The 18,655-nt window shown below is 45.1% G+C and carries 16 protein-coding genes and 3 pseudogenes; 12 read left to right on the forward strand and 7 right to left on the reverse strand.

Features of this window, described 5'->3' with window-relative positions; translation table 11 throughout:
• Positions 1–6: 6 nt before the first annotated feature.
• Positions 7–1,179 carry an acetyl-CoA C-acyltransferase FadA gene (fadA, locus tag HMPREF2573_RS01085; RefSeq protein ID WP_003666560.1) on the forward strand — a complete coding sequence of 391 codons (1,173 nt, stop codon included), beginning with the start codon at positions 7–9 and terminating at the stop codon, positions 1,177–1,179.
• Between the two features lie 135 nt (positions 1,180–1,314).
• On the opposite strand, the gene HMPREF2573_RS09495 is transcribed toward fadA, so the two are convergent.
• The 3 genes and pseudogenes from HMPREF2573_RS09495 to HMPREF2573_RS09805 form a co-directional block, all read right to left on the reverse strand.
• Positions 1,315–1,710, reverse strand: coding sequence for a hypothetical protein (locus HMPREF2573_RS09495; RefSeq protein WP_070472247.1), 396 nt, complete (start codon positions 1,708–1,710; stop codon positions 1,315–1,317).
• A complete protein-coding gene (locus HMPREF2573_RS09500) occupies positions 1,707–1,886 on the reverse strand; it encodes a hypothetical protein (protein ID WP_070472250.1) in 180 nt (59 codons plus the stop codon). Before HMPREF2573_RS09500 ends, HMPREF2573_RS09495 begins: the two co-directional genes overlap by 4 nt.
• An 11-nt stretch (positions 1,887–1,897) precedes the next feature.
• Positions 1,898–2,468: pseudogene (locus tag HMPREF2573_RS09805) on the reverse strand (patatin-like phospholipase family protein).
• Between the two features lie 344 nt (positions 2,469–2,812).
• Between HMPREF2573_RS09805 and HMPREF2573_RS01115 the strand changes: the two are divergent.
• The 11 genes and pseudogenes from HMPREF2573_RS01115 (at position 2,813) to HMPREF2573_RS01175 (ending at position 14,039) form a co-directional block, all read left to right on the forward strand.
• Positions 2,813–3,544 (forward strand): phosphoadenylyl-sulfate reductase, encoded by a 732-nt coding sequence (locus HMPREF2573_RS01115; protein ID WP_070472256.1) that lies wholly within the window; start codon positions 2,813–2,815, stop codon positions 3,542–3,544.
• An 83-nt stretch (positions 3,545–3,627) separates the two neighbouring features.
• Complete coding sequence (cysD, locus tag HMPREF2573_RS01120) at positions 3,628–4,551, forward strand: sulfate adenylyltransferase subunit CysD (RefSeq protein ID WP_003661064.1); 924 nt, start codon at positions 3,628–3,630, stop codon at positions 4,549–4,551.
• 150 nt (positions 4,552–4,701) lie between these two features.
• Positions 4,702–6,006 carry a sulfate adenylyltransferase subunit 1 gene (locus tag HMPREF2573_RS01125; RefSeq protein WP_070472259.1) on the forward strand — a complete coding sequence of 435 codons (1,305 nt, stop codon included), beginning with the start codon at positions 4,702–4,704 and terminating at the stop codon, positions 6,004–6,006.
• A gap of 110 nt (positions 6,007–6,116) precedes the next feature.
• Complete coding sequence (gene recG / locus HMPREF2573_RS01130; RefSeq protein ID WP_070472262.1) at positions 6,117–8,213, forward strand: ATP-dependent DNA helicase RecG; 2,097 nt, start codon at positions 6,117–6,119, stop codon at positions 8,211–8,213.
• A complete protein-coding gene (locus HMPREF2573_RS01135) occupies positions 8,206–8,853 on the forward strand; it encodes a Crp/Fnr family transcriptional regulator (RefSeq protein ID WP_003670038.1) in 648 nt (215 codons plus the stop codon). The genes recG and HMPREF2573_RS01135 overlap by 8 nt, the downstream gene beginning before the upstream one ends.
• Positions 8,854–8,989: 136 nt before the next feature.
• Positions 8,990–9,496 carry an efflux RND transporter periplasmic adaptor subunit gene (locus HMPREF2573_RS01140; RefSeq protein WP_070472266.1) on the forward strand — a complete coding sequence of 169 codons (507 nt, stop codon included), beginning with the start codon at positions 8,990–8,992 and terminating at the stop codon, positions 9,494–9,496.
• Positions 9,497–9,505: 9 nt separating this feature from the next.
• The gene (locus HMPREF2573_RS01145; protein ID WP_080534119.1) at positions 9,506–10,147 is read left to right on the forward strand and encodes an efflux RND transporter periplasmic adaptor subunit; all 642 of its coding nucleotides are present in this window, start codon (positions 9,506–9,508) and stop codon (positions 10,145–10,147) included.
• A gap of 97 nt (positions 10,148–10,244) precedes the next feature.
• Positions 10,245–10,595, forward strand: coding sequence for an efflux RND transporter permease subunit (locus HMPREF2573_RS09515; protein ID WP_036334919.1), 351 nt, complete (start codon positions 10,245–10,247; stop codon positions 10,593–10,595).
• A 55-nt stretch (positions 10,596–10,650) separates the two neighbouring features.
• Positions 10,651–11,526, forward strand: a pseudogene (locus HMPREF2573_RS09695) (efflux RND transporter permease subunit).
• 43 nt (positions 11,527–11,569) lie between these two features.
• Positions 11,570–13,231: pseudogene (locus HMPREF2573_RS09700) on the forward strand (efflux RND transporter permease subunit).
• A 262-nt stretch (positions 13,232–13,493) separates the two neighbouring features.
• On the forward strand, positions 13,494–14,039 hold the full coding sequence (locus HMPREF2573_RS01175; RefSeq protein WP_003663392.1) for a DUF924 family protein: 546 nt from the start codon (positions 13,494–13,496) through the stop codon (positions 14,037–14,039).
• Here the strand turns inward: HMPREF2573_RS01175 and coaE are convergent.
• The 4 genes from coaE to pilB form a co-directional block, all read right to left on the reverse strand.
• On the reverse strand, positions 14,031–14,666 hold the full coding sequence (gene coaE / locus HMPREF2573_RS01180; protein WP_083297491.1) for a dephospho-CoA kinase: 636 nt from the start codon (positions 14,664–14,666) through the stop codon (positions 14,031–14,033). The two genes, HMPREF2573_RS01175 and coaE, sit on opposite strands and share 9 nt — an antisense overlap.
• 151 nt (positions 14,667–14,817) lie before the next feature.
• Entirely contained in the window at positions 14,818–15,594 is a 777-nt protein-coding gene (locus HMPREF2573_RS01185) for a prepilin peptidase (RefSeq protein WP_003663394.1), read from the reverse strand.
• Positions 15,594–16,853, reverse strand: coding sequence for a type II secretion system F family protein (locus HMPREF2573_RS01190; protein ID WP_003663396.1), 1,260 nt, complete (start codon positions 16,851–16,853; stop codon positions 15,594–15,596). The genes HMPREF2573_RS01185 and HMPREF2573_RS01190 overlap by 1 nt, the downstream gene beginning before the upstream one ends.
• 38 nt (positions 16,854–16,891) lie before the next feature.
• Entirely contained in the window at positions 16,892–18,556 is a 1,665-nt protein-coding gene (gene pilB, locus HMPREF2573_RS01195; RefSeq protein ID WP_003672798.1) for a type IV-A pilus assembly ATPase PilB, read from the reverse strand.
• Positions 18,557–18,655 lie beyond the last annotated feature (99 nt).

The following is an 18,655-nucleotide window of genomic DNA, read 5'->3' on the forward strand; positions in this document are numbered from 1 at the left end:
AAAACAATGACAACTCTAAGTCCAAAAGATGTAGTAATCGTTGATGGTGTGCGTACGGCAATGGGTAAAACCAAAAATGGTATGTTTCGCCATGTGCGTGCCGATGATTTGTCAGCCAAGCTGATTCAGGCACTGATTGTACGCAATGATATTGATCCAAGCGAGCTTGAAGATGTGATTTGGGGATGCGTGAACCAAACACTTGAACAAGGCTGGAATATTGCTCGTTATGCAGCCTTATTGGCAGGCGTACCAAAAACTGTGGCAGCTCAGACTGTGAACCGTTTGTGTGGTTCATCCATGCAGGCGTTACATACCGCTGCCGCTCAGATTATGACCAATCAAGGCGATATGTTTATCATCGGTGGTGTGGAGCATATGGGGCATGTGTCAATGATGCATGGCGTTGACCCAAACCCAAAGGCGTCTAAACACTATGCCAAAGCATCAAATATGATGGGTCTGACCGCCGAGATGCTAGGTCGGTTAAACGGTATTACCCGTGAAGAGCAAGATACCTTTGGGGTGCATTCGCATAAAAAAGCATGGGCAGCCACCCAAGCAGGCCGTTTTGATAATGAAATTGTTGGCGTAGAAGGACATGATTCTGAAGGTAATCTGCAGTTATGCACTGTCGATGAGGTGATTCGTCCTGATGCTAATTTAGAGGCATTCCAAGCACTTAGACCTGTATTTGACCCCAAAAATGGTACAGTTACTGCAGGCACAGCCTCGGCACTGTCAGATGGTGCTTCAGCAATGCTTATCATGTCAGCCCAAAAAGCCAAAGATTTGGGGTTAAAACCTCGTGCACGCATCCGTGGCATGGCGGTGGCAGGATGTGATGCTGCAATCATGGGTTACGGTCCTGTGCCTGCTACCCAAAAATCCTTAAAGCGTGCTGGTCTTAATCTGTCTGATATCCAAACCATTGAGCTAAATGAAGCGTTTGCTGCTCAAGGTCTATCGGTACTCAAAGGCTTGGATTTACTTGACAAGCAAGATATCGTCAATCATAATGGTGGTGCAATTGCGTTGGGTCATCCGCTTGGCTGCTCTGGCGCTCGTATCACAACCACGCTGTTAAATGTCATGGAGCAACAAGATACTCAGCTGGGGCTTGCGACCATGTGTATTGGCTTAGGTCAGGGTATCTCAACCATCATTGAGCGTATCTAAGATCACGATGTGTGTTAGTTAAGATATACAGCCAGCACACCAAAACCCCAAGCGTAATCTTATGCTTGGGGTTTTTAACATACATTAAGACAATATCATAAAAATACCGTCAAGATGCGCATTTTGACGGTATTTTTATGATTGGGCTGTTTGAATTTGGGTGCGTTTTCGTGTGTGAGCGTCTTGGATGGCTTTTTTGATGGCAGGGATTTGGGCATCTGTTGCCAATCTGCCTTCATTGATCAGTCGTGTGCGGTCAGTGCTATCAAAGACAGCAGCACCTGTCATCTTGGGACGGATTAGCACATCGGCGGCACGGATATCTTCAGGTTCGGCGGTCAAATTGGCACCCAAATTACCAAACCACTGAGCAAACTCAGAGGTCTTGGTAGGTAGCTGTTTTGGTAGAGAAATATTGGTGTTAGTAGGAATAGACTGCATGACAACACCAAGCAAATCACCCAATGGTATGTCAATAGGCAAGCCTCTGGCAGTTTGATTGAGCTTATCAAGATTGACTGGCACAGTCATGGTTCTATCGCCCCATGTGGCACTGATACCTGCATGATTGCGTTGGATGTTGATACTACTGCCTTGATTAGGCAGAGCGTTTGAATTGGGTGATGCTTGTTTTCACCCATGACATCGACAGCGATGATAATATCAGCACCCAGACTTTTGGCGATGCGTGTCGGTAATAACGCCACTTGTGAGCCATCTACAATTTTTTGCCGCCTACTTTGGGAATGCGTGGTGGAATGAATAATTTTGGGGTACTAGATGAGGCTTGAACGGCCAACCCCGCCTCCCCAGTTCTAAAAGTTACTGCCGTATTGGTGTGCATCTGTGTTGCTACCGCCGCATAGCGTATGGGAAAAGCTTCGATGGGGCGATGGTTGACTTGCTCATTGACATAGCGACGCAGGCGTGTTCCGTCAATCAAGCCCTGCTGTGAGGGCGTAATTTCAATCAAATCCGTTTCTTTGACAGTATCGGCAAGAGCGATCATCTCAGATGGTGTCTTACCACTGGTATAAACTGCACCCACCAGCGCCCCAACTGGTACCGACTACCATATCAGGACGGATACCATGTGCCTCAAGGGACTTGATCGCACCGATATGGGCAAACCCACGCATGCCACCCCCACTAAGCACCAAAGCCACGACAGGACGAGTTTTATTAGCGTTTGGCGTAACCAAACTTGGAGCGGTAGATGGTGGCGTCGTACTGGCATAAGCCGTCAGTATCGGCACAAAGATGGGTAAGGCTACGGCAACCAATCTCATGACAACCCCTAAAAATAATCAAAAATAACTATGAACTATATCATATCTTTGGTGCGTAGATGGTTGACAAATGCGATTTTATGTCATGATTGTGTAGAGATTTTACAAATATTCACAAACATTCTTCAATTTAAAGGCATTGGTATGACTTATTTTGGGTATAAATTTGGATGTGAATTGGTTGAGATTAGCTTAACTATGATGGCTAATGCCAAAAAGTGATTTACTTTGTACAAAAAGTTATTTTTGATTTTTTGGCGGTGGTGATACCTTGTGTTGTATCCAAGTGAACGAATTCATAAAATCATCTCGCCCCATATGTAGCCAATTTGAGAGCCAAAATCATGATGATAAAACCCATACTGTGGCGGATTCCAGTGCCAAGTGATGAGACGATACAAGGTCTTGATGCCAAAATCAAAACCTTACATGCTCGCTTATCAGATATCCATGCCAAGCACCATACTGTCAAGTTTGCCAGTAGTTTGCAGGCCGAGGATATGGTCATCACCGATGCACTGGCGAACAGCCATTTAAGTACTGAAATATTTATTTTACAGACAGGTAGGCTAAACGCCGAAACACTTAAGCTCATCGACATCGTCAAGGCATGCTATCTTACAATAAATTTTAAAACTTATGAGCCGCACCCGCACGCTGTGGCAGACTATGTGGCAAATCATGGCTTAAACGCTTTTTACGAAAGTGGTGATCTGCGCAAATTGTGCTGCTTTATTCGTAAAGTTGAGCCTTTAAATCGTGCTTTGGTCGATGCTGATGCTTGGCTGACAGGGCAACGCCGTGAGCAGTCAGTCACTCGCACCGAGCTGAATTTGGCAGAAACAGATTTGGCGCGTGGTATTGCCAAATACAATCCAATTTTTGATTGGCAAGAGACGGATGTATGGGCATATATTTTGACCAAAAATATACCGTTTAATGAGCTGTATCACCAAGGCTATCCTTCCATTGGCTGTGAGCCTTGCACCATGCCCGTCAAACACGGCGAGGACATTCGTGCAGGACGCTGGTGGTGGGAGCATAAAGATAATAAAGAGTGCGGTTTACACAAATGACTTGGGGGCGTGTATTTAAATTAAGCACCTTAACAGACAAGCCCAGATTTAGACAATTTTATTTAGACTGATAGGTAATTATCATGACAGCAACTATTCTACAAAACGAGCATTTAGATTGGCTTGAAGCAGAATCTATTTATATTATCCGAGAAGTGATCGCTGAGTGCCGTAATCCTGCTCTGCTATTTTCAGGAGGTAAAGATTCAGTTGTGCTACTTGCACTGGCACGCAAGGCATTCGCCATCAAAGGTCGTGATGTGGCACTGCCATTTCCTTTGGTGCATATTGATACAGGGCATAATTATCCTGAGGTGATTGAGTTTCGTGATGCACAGGTCAAAACGCTTAATCTGCGTTTGGTTGTCGGTCATGTCGAAGACTCTATCGCCAAAGGCACGGTCGTGCTGCGTAAAGAAACTGACTCAAGAAACGGTGCTCAAGCGGTCACCTTGCTTGAAACCATCGAGGCGTATCAGTTTGATGCCTTGATGGGTGGTGCTCGTCGAGATGAAGAAAAGGCACGCGCCAAAGAGCGGATTTTTTCATTTCGTGATGAGTTTGGTCAATGGGATCCCAAAGCTCAGCGTCCTGAGCTGTGGTCTTTGTATAATGCCAAGCACCATCAAGGAGAGAATATGCGTGTATTTCCGATTTCAAACTGGACGGAACTTGACATTTGGCAATATATCGCACGAGAAAATCTTGAGTTGCCTTCGATTTATTATGCTCATGAGCGAGAAGTGGTCGAAAAAGGTGGACTTTTGGTGCCTGTTACGCCATTGACCCCAAAAGCTGATGGCGATGTCAGTGAAATTCGTTCGGTGCGTTTTCGTACTGTGGGTGATATCTCATGCACCTGCCCTGTGGCAAGTCTTGCCGCCACGCCCAAAGAGATTATCCAAGAGACTGCTGTGGTTGAGATTTCAGAACGCAGTGCCACTCGCCTTGATGATCAAGTCAGTGAAGCGGCGATGGAAGTACGCAAAAAACAAGGTTATTTTTAATACACCAAATAACTATTAAGACAATTTATCATCTTAATTAAATAATATTGAATAATCTTGATTGGGTCAGCGTCCCCACAAGCTGATCGCCAATCAATGTATCAAAACAAGCAAATTCACAAACAGATTATCAGGTAAAAGGACAATCAGATGAGCCATCTAAATACCCATGCACCGCTAAGATTTATCACCGCAGGTAGCGTTGATGACGGCAAAAGCACCCTGATCGGTCGCCTACTTTATGACAGTAAGGCACTACTGACCGATCAACTTTACAATCTAAATAATACCAAAACCGCAGGCGATGCCATTGATTTTTCGGTACTGACCGATGGGCTTTTGGCGGAGCGTGAGCAAGGCATCACCATCGATGTGGCGTATCGCTACTTTTCGACAGCCAAGCGTAAATTCATCATTGCCGACACGCCAGGGCATGAGCAGTATACACGCAATATGGTTACTGGTGCCTCAACCGCTCATGCAGCGGTGGTACTCATTGATGCATCACAGATTGATTTTGGACAAGCTGAAGTTTGGCTTTTACCACAAACTAAGCGGCATTCAGCCATCTTAAAGCATTTACGCTGCTCTCATATTATCGTGGCGATTAATAAGATGGATTTATTGAATTTTGATGAAAATAAATTTAACACCGTCGTGCGTGCTTATAAAAAATTGGCGGCACAGCTGGATTTACAAGATGTCAAATTTGTGCCTGTTTCTGCCCTAAATGGTGATAATATCGTCCATAAGAGCCAAAATACACCATGGTATCAAGGTGGTACATTACTTGAGATATTGGAGAGTTTGCCTGTGGGGGAAGCGGTTTTGACGGATACGGCAGCGTTTCATTTGCCAGTGCAGTATGTGTTGCGTGCTGATGGCGACAAAAAAGATGATTTTCGTGGCTATCAAGGTCGTATCGAATCAGGCAGCATTTCGATTGGTGATAAAGTGCGTGTTGAGCCATCAGGTCGTATCAGTCATATCCAAGAGATTATCAGCCCCAATGGTGTCGTCAGCCGAGCATCTGTGGGCGAACAAATCACCATCACGCTCACCGATGACATCGATATCTCTCGTGGTGACAGCATCGTCTCGGCAGTATCTCAGACCCTGCCGACCAAGCGTCTGCGTGCCACATTATGTTGGTTTGATGAGCGTGCCTTAAATCCTGCTCGTAAATATTTATTAAAACACACCACCCAAACCGTTTTTGCCAAGGTTGATGAGATTCATCATATATGGGATGTGCATACTTTGTCAAATTTTGCTGATCAATCAACCCTGAATATGAATGATATTGGTGAGGTGAGTATGAGTTTACAAAAGCCAATTTTGGCAACCTCTTACGCCCAAAACACCGCCACAGGCTCATTTATTTTGATTGATGAGGCAACTTATCATACCGTGGCAGGCGGAATGATTTTGGCAAAAGAGACCCAAGATTTTTAAGTGGATTTGGGACAAATCTGTAAAAATCTGACCAAAATGGTCGGATTTTTGCTTTTTTAACAGAATTATTTTACAATCATGATTGCGTTTCATTATTCATGGATAAATTTATGACCAAGCCCGTCATGACCATTCATTTGCCTGTGACTGCACTGTCTGGTGTGGGTCAGGCACTGGCTGGGCGATTGGCCGAGCTTGGCATTCATCGTATTTTTGATATGCTTTTGCACCTGCCACGAGATTATGAAGATCGTAGCCGTGTCATTGCTATCAAGGATGTCAGTCATGGTATGAGTGTGTTGGTGGCGGGTGTTGTGACTTGGGTTGAAAAGAATCGCACAGGATTATCGGTGACCTTAGAGGATGCCACAGGGGAGATTACGCTTCGGTTTTTTCATACTTATCCAAGTTTATTAACCACAATGATGGTGGGGGCAAAAATCACCGTATTTGGTGAGATAAAGGTTAGTCGCTACGGCACACAGATGTCTCATCCTGACTATCATCTGACAGGCACAAAAAAGTTTGAATCTGGGCTTTTGCCCATTTATCCCACCATCAAAGGCATCAATCAAAATAAACTTAGGCAGCTGGTGCGTCTGGCACTGACAGCTGTTCAGCAAGATGGCATTCATGGCTTATCAGAAACACAGCTAAAAGCAGCAGGCGTTGAGTTGACGGGCGATCTATTGCCAGCATTAAAAGCGGTTCACCTGCCAGAGATACATGCTGATATTTTTAGCCAAACTGCTTTACTGGCAGGACTTAAAGATCGTACTCACCCTGCCTGTCGCCGTATTATCATCGAAGAGCTGGTGGCACATCAGGTCAGTTTTTTGTTTCGGCGTAATCATATTTATCAGTATAAAGCACCCAAATGCGACCCAATTAGCCCGCTTGCCAAGCAACTGGTGGCAGGTCTACCCTTTGAGCTGACCGCCGCCCAAAAGCGAGTCATTGATGAGGCGGTGTCTGATATGGCGACATCACGCCCCATGCTCAGACTTATCCAAGGCGATGTCGGTGCTGGTAAGACACTGGTGGCTGCGATGACAGCATGCTATGCCTTAGATAGTGGTTGGCAGGTGGCAGTTATGGCACCAACAGAAATCTTAGCAGAGCAACATTTAATAAATTTTCAAAAGTGGTTTGAGCCTTTGGGGATTGGGGTCGGGTGGCTTGCGGGCAAACAAACCGCCAAAGAGCGTACAGCAGCACTAGATGCCATCAGAAAAAATCAGGTGCAAATTGTGGTTGGTACCCATGCACTGTTTTCAGATACGGTTGTTTTTGCCAAATTGGGGCTTGTCATCATCGATGAGCAGCACCGATTTGGGGTAGAGCAGCGTCTGCGTTTAACCAATAAAGGCGTGTCAGGTGGAGCACCGCATCAGCTGGCGATGACCGCCACGCCCATTCCAAGGACACTTGCTATGAGTATGTACGGTGATATGGATGTTAGTATCATTGATGAATTACCGCCCAAGCGTACGCCAATCACCACAGTGACGATTAACCGAGATCGACGAGACGAGGTGATTGAGCGTATACAAAATAACTGCCAAGCTGGCAAGCAAGCGTATTGGGTGTGTCCACTGGTTGAGGAGTCGTCGGCTTTGGATGTGCAGTCAGCCCAGCTGACTTATGAGGATTTAAGCGATCGGCTTGATATTCGTACAGGGCTTATACATGGCAAGATGAAAGCTGCCGACAAACAGGCGGTGATGCAAGCTTTTAAGGCAGGCGATATAGATTTACTCATCGCCACAACCGTGATCGAGGTGGGTGTGGATGTGCCCAATGCGTCATTGATGGTGATCGAAAATGCCGAACGCTTAGGATTGTCCCAGTTGCATCAGCTAAGAGGGCGTGTTGGGCGTGGATCTGCCAAAAGCTTTTGTGTGTTACTGTATCAGCTGCCATTATCACCAACAGGCATTGAGCGACTTAATGTGCTCAAAGACAGCACCGATGGCTTTGTCATTGCCCAAAAGGATTTGGAGCTAAGAGGTGCAGGTGAGCTTTTGGGTAAACGCCAAACTGGAGACATGGGCTATTATTTGGCGGATATTGTGCGTGATGAGGCGCTGCTTGAGGCAGCAGGTGACATTGCACGCCAATTAATCAAAACTTCTGATAAACTGCCAACAGCATTGGCAATCATGAATACTTGGCTACCGGAATCTAAAGATTATGTCAATGTTTGATGACTATAGCTTGGCATTATTTGCCGATTGTACACGCTTGACTGACAGCCAAATCATCCATAAATGGATACAGCATTGGGCATATACCATGCCTGAGCTAAGCGAAGAGCAAGTCAAAGATGTGGTGAGAGGATTTCAGATACAAAGACTACCTGCAAGAAGCTATTGGCAAGTGGCAGGGCAGGTACAAGATCACATTGGCGTCATCTTGGCAGGACTGTGTAAGCTTGAATATCAGTCCGATCAAGGCAGTGTGGTCAATGTGCATTTTATGCAAGAAGGTGATGGTATTGGTGAATATCAAGCGTTTCTTGGCGATGAGGTTTGCCGATATAGCCTACAGACCATTGAACCTAGCATCATCATCGCCATAAGCTTGGCACATTATGAATACTGCTGTCAGCGTTATCCGATTTTTTATCGTTATATTGGCCAAAATCTGACCCAAGTCTTGGCACAAAACATCGCTCGTATCGACAGCCTGCTTATCACCGATGGGCAGACTCGTTATGTTAGATTTATTGAAACAAATCCCAAATTGGCGGCCAGAATTTCGGTGTCTGATTTGAGTTCTTATTTGGGTATGTCACGCCAAATGCTTACACGCATCCGCAAAAAACTGGGCCATCGCCGTGCATAACCCAAGCTTGGTTGGCTTGATGTTGAGCAAATGCGTATTAACTAAATGGATTAAAATGGTATTTTTATGACTGTTCATCAAAATTACAAGTCATCACCTGCTCGACCCCTTTGGCAATGGATTATATTTTTTTGGGGTGGGTATTATCGTTGGTGTACTCATTGGGCGATTTATGTTATCACCAAATCAAGAGACACCGTCCAAGCAAGCTGCCCAAAACCAAAACGCAACAGTGATGGCGGTGGAAGCGGTACATCCCACATCGATAACAATCAAAAATCGCCTGTCAGCTAATGGCATCGTGGCTGCAGTTGAAACGGCGGAGGTTAGTAGTCAGATCAGCGGTGTCGCCATTGAGCGGGTGCTTGTTGAAGTTGGTGAATTTGTCAAAGCAGGGCAAGTGCTTGCAACACTTGATACACGAACCTTTGAGCAACAGTTGTCTTCTGCTGAAGCTGAGCTTGCCACAGCGGTTGCTGCACAAGAAAAAGCGGCTGCCGATTTGGCACGCACCGAGCCATTGTTAGCCATTGATGCGGTGAGCCGCCAAGAAGTTGATGCTTATCGCACTGCACTTCGGCAAGCTTTGGCGAATGTTACCGCTGCCCAAGCCCATGTCGAAAGTGCTCGTACTAATCAGTAGTGAGGTCTGATTACTGCCCCTGTCAGTGGCATAATCAGTGCCAAAAATGCGCAAGTTGGTGCAGTGGTATCAGGCACCCCGCTATTTAGCATCATCATAGATGGCATGCTTGAGTGGCAAGCCGCCGTGCCACCTGCTGATGCCGCCAATATCCATGTGGGCCAAACGGCGTCTGTTGAGATCGCAGGTCGGCAGGTGATAGGAGGGGTTGCTCGCCTAAGTCCTGTTACCAATGATAGCCGAGATATCACCGTCCATGTGCGTCTGCTAAGAGACAGTGGTGCCAGTGCTGGCATGTATCAATCTGGCGAGTTTTTATTTGATGCCCAAAGATACAATGCCATTCCGCTTAGTGCGTTGATGGGTTTAGATGGCTATGATTATGTTTGGCAATTAATACCAAACATCGGTGACGATGGTCGGACATATCACCAAGTTAAGCGTCGGCAGATTACCATCATCACCCAACAAGACAATCAAGTTGCAATAGATGATTTACCGCAAAGTGACTTGATTGTTGCAACCAGTGCCAGCTTTTTAGATGATGATTTGGTTATTGTCGTAACCATCAACGGGCAAGATGTGGATCATAATCAAACCAGTAAAGCACCAAAACCTGCTTTAAACCCCAGTCATGGTAACACACGCTAAGGTGATATCATGAATATTTCGGCTTATTCTATCAAAAATCCTTTGGTTGCCATTTTTTACCTTGATGATGATTTTGGGAATTTATGGATTTTTACAAATGAAAATTCAGCAATTTCCTGATATTGACCTACCGGGGGTGGTAACAACCATTACTTTGGCGGGGGCATCGCCTGACCAGCTTGAAAATGATGTTGCTAAAAAAGTTGAAAATAAACTTGCCAATATTGAGGGCGTTAAAAGCATTCGCACCACACTACAAACAGGTGCGGTAACCATTTTTACGGTCTTTGAGCTTGAAAAACCGAATGATGAGCACTTGACGATGTGCGTTCAGCTGTCAGCGAAGTTCAAGGGCAATTACCTGCTGCTGCCAATCCGCCCATCATCTCAAAAGTCTCTACAGCAGGGTTTCCTGTGGCGACATATTCGGTTGCTGTGCAGGGCATGAGCGATACAAATTATCATGGTTTGTCGATGATACGATTACCAAGCAATTATCAAATATCGCTGGGGTGGGAAGTGTCAGCCGTATTGGTGGCGTTGAGTGGCAGATTTTGATACAGCCTAAGATGGATATGATGACAAGCTTATCCATGCCCATCAACCAGCTGGCTCGGCAGATTTATGCCAAATGGCAAGATGCTTCAGGTGGTGAAGCAAAGATTGGCAATCAGATTCAGACAATACGCATACTAGGTTTAGGTCAACGGGTTTAGGAATTAAATGACCTACAAATCACCACACCAACAGGAACAGCGGTACGATTGGGTAGTTTGGCGGTTATTGAAGATACCCATGCTGATGTGACATCATTAGCAAAGCTTGACGGTGAAGAGGTGGTGGCATTTAGTATCATACGCTCAAAAGGTGCAAGCGAGACCTCCGTGGTGGCCGCAGTTGATGATGCCTTGGCTGACTTACAGGCTCAAATGACTGACCTGAAAATCGAAAAAATCGTTGATTACGCTGCACCCATTGAAGAAAGCTATCAAGCAACGATGCGTATGTTGATTGAAGGCTGTATTTTGGTGGTGATTGTGGTATTTATCTTTTTAAGAGATTGGCGAGCCACTTTTGTGGCAGCCACGGCATTGCTATTGTCTATTATTCCAACTTTTTTTATCATGTATTTGTTTGGTTTTAGCTTAAACATGATTTCGCTATTGGCATTGACTTTGGTGATCGGTGTTTTGGTGGATGATGCGATTGTGGAGATTGAAAATATTGTTCGCCATCTTAATATGGGCAAATCCCCCATGCAAGCTGCCATTGAGGCAGCTGATGAGATTGGGCTTGCGGTTGTTGCAACAACTTTTACGCTGATTGCGGTATTTTTGCCAACGGCATTTATGAGCGGTATTGTGGGGCAGTTTTTTTAGCCAATTTGGTTGGACGGCGGTTATTGCAATTTTTATTTCACTGTTGGTTGCTCGCCTGCTGACACCGATGATGGCAGCGTATATTTTACGCCCATCCATTCATACCCAAAAACCTGCTGGTAAATTGATGACAGCTTATCTTCAGATGGTCGCTTGGACGCTAAAGCATCGCACCATGACAGTCGCCTTTGTATCGGGATTTTTTATTACCTCGCTGATGTTGGCATCGTTTTTACCATCGGCATTTATTCCACCTGATGAGATGAACCAAACCCAAGTTAGCATTGAGCTGACACCTGATGCAACCTTTGATGATACGCTGCGTATCGCCCAAATGGCGGTCAATAAAGTCAAAGCAGTCAAGGGGGTTGAAAGCGTCTTATTAACAGTGGGTTCATCACACAGCTCAGGCGACCCAAGTAGTATGCGTAGTGGATCGGTCAATACCGCAAAGCTTGATGTTAAGCTTTCTGACCGCACTTTACGCGCAAGCAAAGTGGACATCGAATCCCAAATCAATCAAGCACTTTTGACCGTACCAGCGGCACGCTTTAATGTTGGCATGTCAGCAGGTGGCGGTGAGGCGGGCTATGTTTTTTCGATCACAGGTGCTGATGCAAAAAAACTTGATGCCACCGCTCATGAGATCATCAGACAAATCCGTGTCTTACCGATGGTGGCAAGTGTGATTAATAACAATGCCTTTCCCAGACCTGAGCTGTCAGTTATTCCTAATGAGCTGAGCATGGCGGATAAAGGTGTCACAACGGCAGACTTGGTAAATACATTGCGTGTTGCTACCCAAGGTGATTATGATAATGCCTTACCAAAGCTTAGCCTAGATACTCGCCAAGTGCCTATTGTAACTCGCTTAAGCCATGAAGATAAGCAAAGTTTAACCACTTTATCCAATCTTTATGTACCAAGTTCAAAGGCGATGCCTGTTCAGATAAAAGATGTCGTATCTTGAAAATTCACCACAGGTGAGGCAAGTATTAGCCGTCTAGACCGTGAGCGTGCCATAAAAATCACGGTATTGCCTATCCAAGGTGCCTCTTTGGGCGATCTGATTGATCGTGTCAAATCCACCCAAATTATACAAACTCTCCCTGATGGCATCCATCTGATTGATGAGGGACAAGCTGAGGATATGGCTGAGCTATTTACTGGCTTGATACTTGCGATGGCGGTTGGGATTTTTTGTATTTTTGCGGTGCTGATGCTGTTGTTTCATCGTTTTTTACAGCCTTTAACGATTTTGATGGCTTTACCGTTATCTGTTGGCGGTGCATTTATTGGACTGATTGTTACAGGTAGTAGTATGTCGATGCCTGCCATGATTGGGCTGATTTTACTCATGGGTATTGCCACCAAAAACTCCATTTTATTGGTGGATTATGCCATCATTGCTCAAGATGAACAAGGCTTAAGCCGCTTTGATGTGCTCATTGATGCGTGTCGCAAGCGTGCTCAGCCCATCATCATGACGACCATCGCCATGGGTGCAGGGATGTTGCCTTTGGTGATCGGATTAGGCGGGGTTGACTCGACATTTAGCCGCCCAATGGCATCAGCGGTGATTGGTGGCTTAGTCACCTCAACATTATTAAGTTTGGTGGTGATTCCTGTGTTTTATGCGTTGATGGACGATTTGGGAAACTGGTTAAAAAAGCCATTTAACAAACGCCATCGGCAGATAACTTAACATGCCTCATCAAACTGCTTATAAATGGGCTAAATCAGTGGGTGAACAACATCACACCAAGACCAAAGCTAATCAAACAAAATCCACATCTGGGTGTTAGTATGGTTAGCTATAGGATGATTGATTAATCTGTCTTAATCTTGTCTTTAAAATGATAAGTTTGGGCGGTGACTAATATTTAAGCGGCAGCTAATAAAGACGATTTTTATTTTATCAGTATTATTAATATGAACGATATGATGATATGTTTGGAGAGATTATCATGCATCCTTTGGCACAATCGGTATTAGAATTTTGGTTTTCAAAAGACGCTCAGCCAGTGTGGTTTGCTAAATCTTTTGAGTTTGATCAAAAGATTAGTCAGCAGTTTGGCAAGGTGCTAGAGTCGGCGACAGCTGGCGAATGTGCAGATTGGCGTTGTGATATTTTGGGTCGGTTGGCTGAGATTATTGTGCTTGATCAGTTTTCACGCAATATTCATCGAGATACACCAAAAGCTTTTGAGAATGATGGTATGGCGTTGGTATTATCCCAAGAAGCGATCGTATTACCAGAGTTTGAGTCTTTAGCCTTAGATGAGCGTAAGTTTATGCTCATGCCGTATATGCATTCAGAATCTAAGCTGATTCATAAAAAAGCCATGACGCTGTTTGAGCAATTCACCGATGCAACAACCGTGGCGTATGAGCGTCGGCATAAAGAAATTATTGATGAATTTGGACGCTATCCGCATCGCAATGCGATACTTGGGCGAGTATCCACCACACAAGAGCAAGCATTCTTAAACAAGCCGAACAGCTCATTTTAAGCCATGTTGTGCTGCCATTGCCAGATATTTTTGATGAAGTATATCAAGGGTTTGGTGGAGTTCATCAAGCGTTTTATCATTGACTAAGATATCTGCACCGATTTTTTGAGCCAAGTCCAGTCGCTGTTCTCGGCTGATTTGTTGATCGATGATGGCTTGGATTTGAGTGGGATTATGACCATCACGCTTGGCAACACGCTGTCTTTGAATCTTACTACTGGCATCTACGACAAGCAAATGATCACAAAGTGCCAGCAGATTGGGGGATTTGTGTCGCCCCTCAAATAAAAGTGGCACCGAAAGTATCGTATAAGCAGACTGTGAACAGCCAAGTTCATCTAAGATGGCTTGATGAATGGCAGGGTGTATGATGGCATTGAGCTGATCTAAAGTCTGTGCATCACTAAATACCCGCGCCCGTACCGCTGCACGATCATATCTCCCGTGATGATCAAGCACCCAATCTCCCAGTGCTTTTTTTAAGGTAATCAAAAGTGGGCTACCATCCGATGTTAGGCGATGAGCGATGATGTCAGCATCGACCACTGTGATGCCTTGCTTACCAAGATAGTCGCTGACAGCACTTTTTCCACTACCAATGCCACCCGTCAAACCCAATATGAACATCATCTCTCCTTATGGTATGTTTTAATTCATGTGAGTTTCAATCATTGTTGACCATGTTAAATGAACTCATTTTAAATAAACTAACAGCAGTCAAGTAGCCAAGTTCTGTATGTCTACCTTAAATCAATGATAAAAGTTTGATCAAATATCCTTATCTGATGCCAATATACGCCTGTATGTACTCGCCAAAGAGCAACACCACCCAAGCTGCCATAATAAGATATGGTCCAAAAGCAAACGCAGATGCCTTACCTTGGTGTCTTTGGATGATGATGCCTGCCACCACACCCAACGCCGCAGCGATAAACACAATTATAGGCAGCTGCCATATACCAAGCCATGCCCCGCAAGCGGACAAAAGTTTGGCATCCCCAAGCCCCATGCCATCTTGTCGGCGTGCCAAACGATACAAGGCATTGATTAGCCAAAGTACCAAAAAACCAACGACCGCTCCAAAGATGGCATCTACAGGCGTGGTCAAAACCCCAAAGCCATTTGCCATCAAGCCAATCATGCCAAGTGGCAGCACAAGACGATCGGGCAGTAGTTGCACTCGATAGTCGATGCCTGCCAGCCCAAGACCAAACCACACAAAGATCACCGACAAAGCACCAATGATTGATATGCCTTGGATAGCCAGTGTACTGATGCTAAGCAAGGCACTAAGTGGCATCATAATGGCGTATAAATAGGCAGGTGCAACTTTTTGATGATAAGATGACCCAAAGCCTGTCAAAAGCTTATCTTGGGCATCGTCTAGGATGATGGGATTAATCACCTGTATCATTTCTGCCTGCCATTCAAGCATCATTCGATAAGGTAGGGTATATATCAGATGGATAAGATAGCCGCCCACCCCTGCACCCAGTAGAGCAATTAGGGTGTACCATATCCAGTTGGGCATAGACGCCAATGATATTAAGGCCATTATGCCCCCATGCTCATATTAAATATTGGTAAGTACATCGCCAGTACAAGCCCACCGATGAGCACACCCATAACAATGATGATGGCAGGCTCAATCATGCCAATCAAAGCATCAATTTTATCTTTGACCTCTTTATCATGGTGTTTGGCAATTTGATCAAGCATCTCAGACAGCCTGCCTGAGGCTTCGCCCACCGTTACCATCTGCACACTCATGGGCGAAAACAGCTTGGTGTCTGCCATGGCTTGACCCAACGGCGTGCCAGTTTTGACAGCTTTTGCAATCTGTTCACTGGCATCAAAAAATAGCACATGATGACAGGCTCGCCCCGCCAAAACAATACTCTGTGCCAAAGGCACGCCTGAGCTAAATGTGGTGGATAATGTCTGAGCAAAACGCGCGCTACCAACCGCTTGGATGAGTTTGCCAAAAATGGGCAAACCAAAAGCAGTGTTGGCACACCAAAGCCTTAGGCGTGTATTGGTTTTATAAAAATAAATAAACAGTCCAATGCTCGTTATCGCCACCAATAGTAGCTGCCAAAAATTTGCCGACAACCATTGTGACAGTGACAGCACCCACAGCGTGATGGTTGGTAGCTCATTGCCCATATTGCCAAAGCTTGCTGCAAAGCTTGGCACGACTTTTAAAAGCATCACGGTGCTGACGATAAGTGAAGTCAGTGCGATGGCGGCAGGATAACGCAACGCTTGATTAAGCTGAGATTGGCGAAGTGCTTGTTGTTCAGCATGCTCAGCGGCTCGCTCAAGCATAATATCAAGCGTACCAGATTTTTCGCCAGCATCAATGAGCGCCAGTGCTAAACTGCCAAACTCTGGATGACTGGCAATGGCTTGGGTGAAATTCTCTCCTTGCTCGATGCACTGCTTGATTTGGATGAGCTTGTTTGATAAGCGGCCGTTCGTTGTGGTCTTAGCAGCGATATCTAGTGCGTCGGTCAAAACGACACCTGATGTTAAGAGTGTTGCCAAGGTACGAAGACTAAGCAAAATCTGCTTATTAGCAATGGGACGCTCAAAGTGCCACCGCGCTTGCTTGGCAGTCAGATGGATATGATAAAAGCCTTGTTTGCGTAGCCGTGCCTTTGCCAAGCTCATGTTATTGGCACTGATTTGACCGCTGACCGTTTTACCATCATAAGATTTGGCATGATAATCAAACATGAGCATTTTGGGCGATTTAGACAAGGTCTTATTTGTCATGCCTTGATTAGCCAAAGGTTTATTTAATTTTTTCATTAAAAATGCGATTTATCCACAGTATGATGCACAGTGCTTTAGTGATTTAGCCATGATTCAGAGGTGACACGGTGCATCTCAGTGAGGCTGATTTGGCCGGCGAGTACTTTTTTGATGCCTGCTTGTCTAAGATTGTCATGGCCTTGGGTGCGTGCCAAAGCATCAATTTTGGCGGCAGATGCCTGCGTTAAAATCAATTCGGCCATGGGCGGCGTGATGGGTAATACCTCAAAGATACCAATGCGTCCTTTGTGGCCATTTTTACATTTATGGCATCCGACAGGTGCGTACAGTGTTGGTTGTTTGGCGATATCTTGATCGCTAAACCCTGCCAAGCGTAATGCCTCATCGGGAATGGTGATGGGTTTTTTGCATTCATCGCACAGTCGGCGAGCTAATCTTTGGGCGATGATTAGGCTTAAGCTGCTTGCCAAATGAAAAGATGGCACGCCCATACTGTGCATACGCGTGATGGTATCACTGGCTGAATTGGTGTGCAGCGTTGATAAGACCAAATGCCCCGTTTGAGCGGCGGTTGTGGCGATTTGGGCGGTGTCAGTATCACGAATTTCCCCAACCATAATGACATCAGGGTCTTGGCGTAAAAATGCTCTGAGTGCATCGGCAAAATCCAGCTGTACTTTAGGATTAATATTGACTTGATTAATACCAGCTAAGTTAATCTCAACAGGATCTTCACAGCTTAAAATATTAATTTCAGGCTGATTAAGACGCATCAAAGCTGTGTACAGCGAAACTGTCTTACCTGATCCTGTAGGACCTGTGACCAAAATCATGCCTTGAGGGCGTGATAGTGCATGAATAAATAACTGTTTTTGAGCATCGTCCATGCCAAGTGCATCTAGCCCAATGAGTGCCTGAGCAGAGTCCAGTAGCCTAAGTACGACCTTTTCACCATGTAAAGTAGGCAGTGTGCTGACACGAAAGTCCACCGATTGCCCATCTTGAGCATCAAATTTTAAGCGTCCATCTTGAGCACGGCGACGCTCAGCGATATCCAAATTTGCCATGACTTTGATATAAGAGGCAATCTGAGCGGCCATTGATTTGGGTGGATTGTGTATCACTTGCATTACCCCATCAATACGAAAGCGAATGCGATAACTGGCATCATAAGGCTCAAAATGAATATCGGATGCTTTTAGGCGGATGGCATCGGTGAATAACTTATTGACAAAGCCTACAGTGGGGGCGTCATCTGTTGTAGCTTGGGAGTTTGGCCCTATTTTTTGGGTATCCTCAAAAGTATCTGTATCTAAATATAGTCTATCTAATAAGGCAGATAGCTTATCTTCTTCAACCAGCATAGGTCGGATCTGACGGCGTGCATGAAAACGCATGGCCCCAATGGCATCTTTATCGGTGGCATCGCTCATAGCTAAGGTCAGCATGTGCTTATCACAGCTTAAAGGTAGCATTCGATATTTAATAAATAATGCAGGGTCTAGGCCTGTTTCAACGACTTGGCTAAGCTGACTGGGCGGCTCATAAATGGGTAAGTTGTAGCTTAAACTTTGGATGTGCAAAAGCTTGGCGGCATCAATGAGTCCGCTTGCGACCAAATGCTGAACAAATGAGCGTTGCAAATTTTTGGCATCAGTGGCAGCTTTTGATAAGGCATCTTCTGTCATCAGCTGATGTTGTAAGATTAGGGGGGCAAGTGATGGCAGGACGGCGGTCATGGGTGGCATCAATTAAAGAAAAGAACGAAGGTTATTTTTATCAAAAATAAGCAGGGCTTGCAAGATATTTTGCAAATGAATAAAAATTAAAATAAACAT

The sequence above is a fragment of the Moraxella sp. HMSC061H09 genome, assembly GCF_001809255.1.
Lineage (GTDB): Bacteria > Pseudomonadota > Gammaproteobacteria > Pseudomonadales > Moraxellaceae > Moraxella > Moraxella catarrhalis.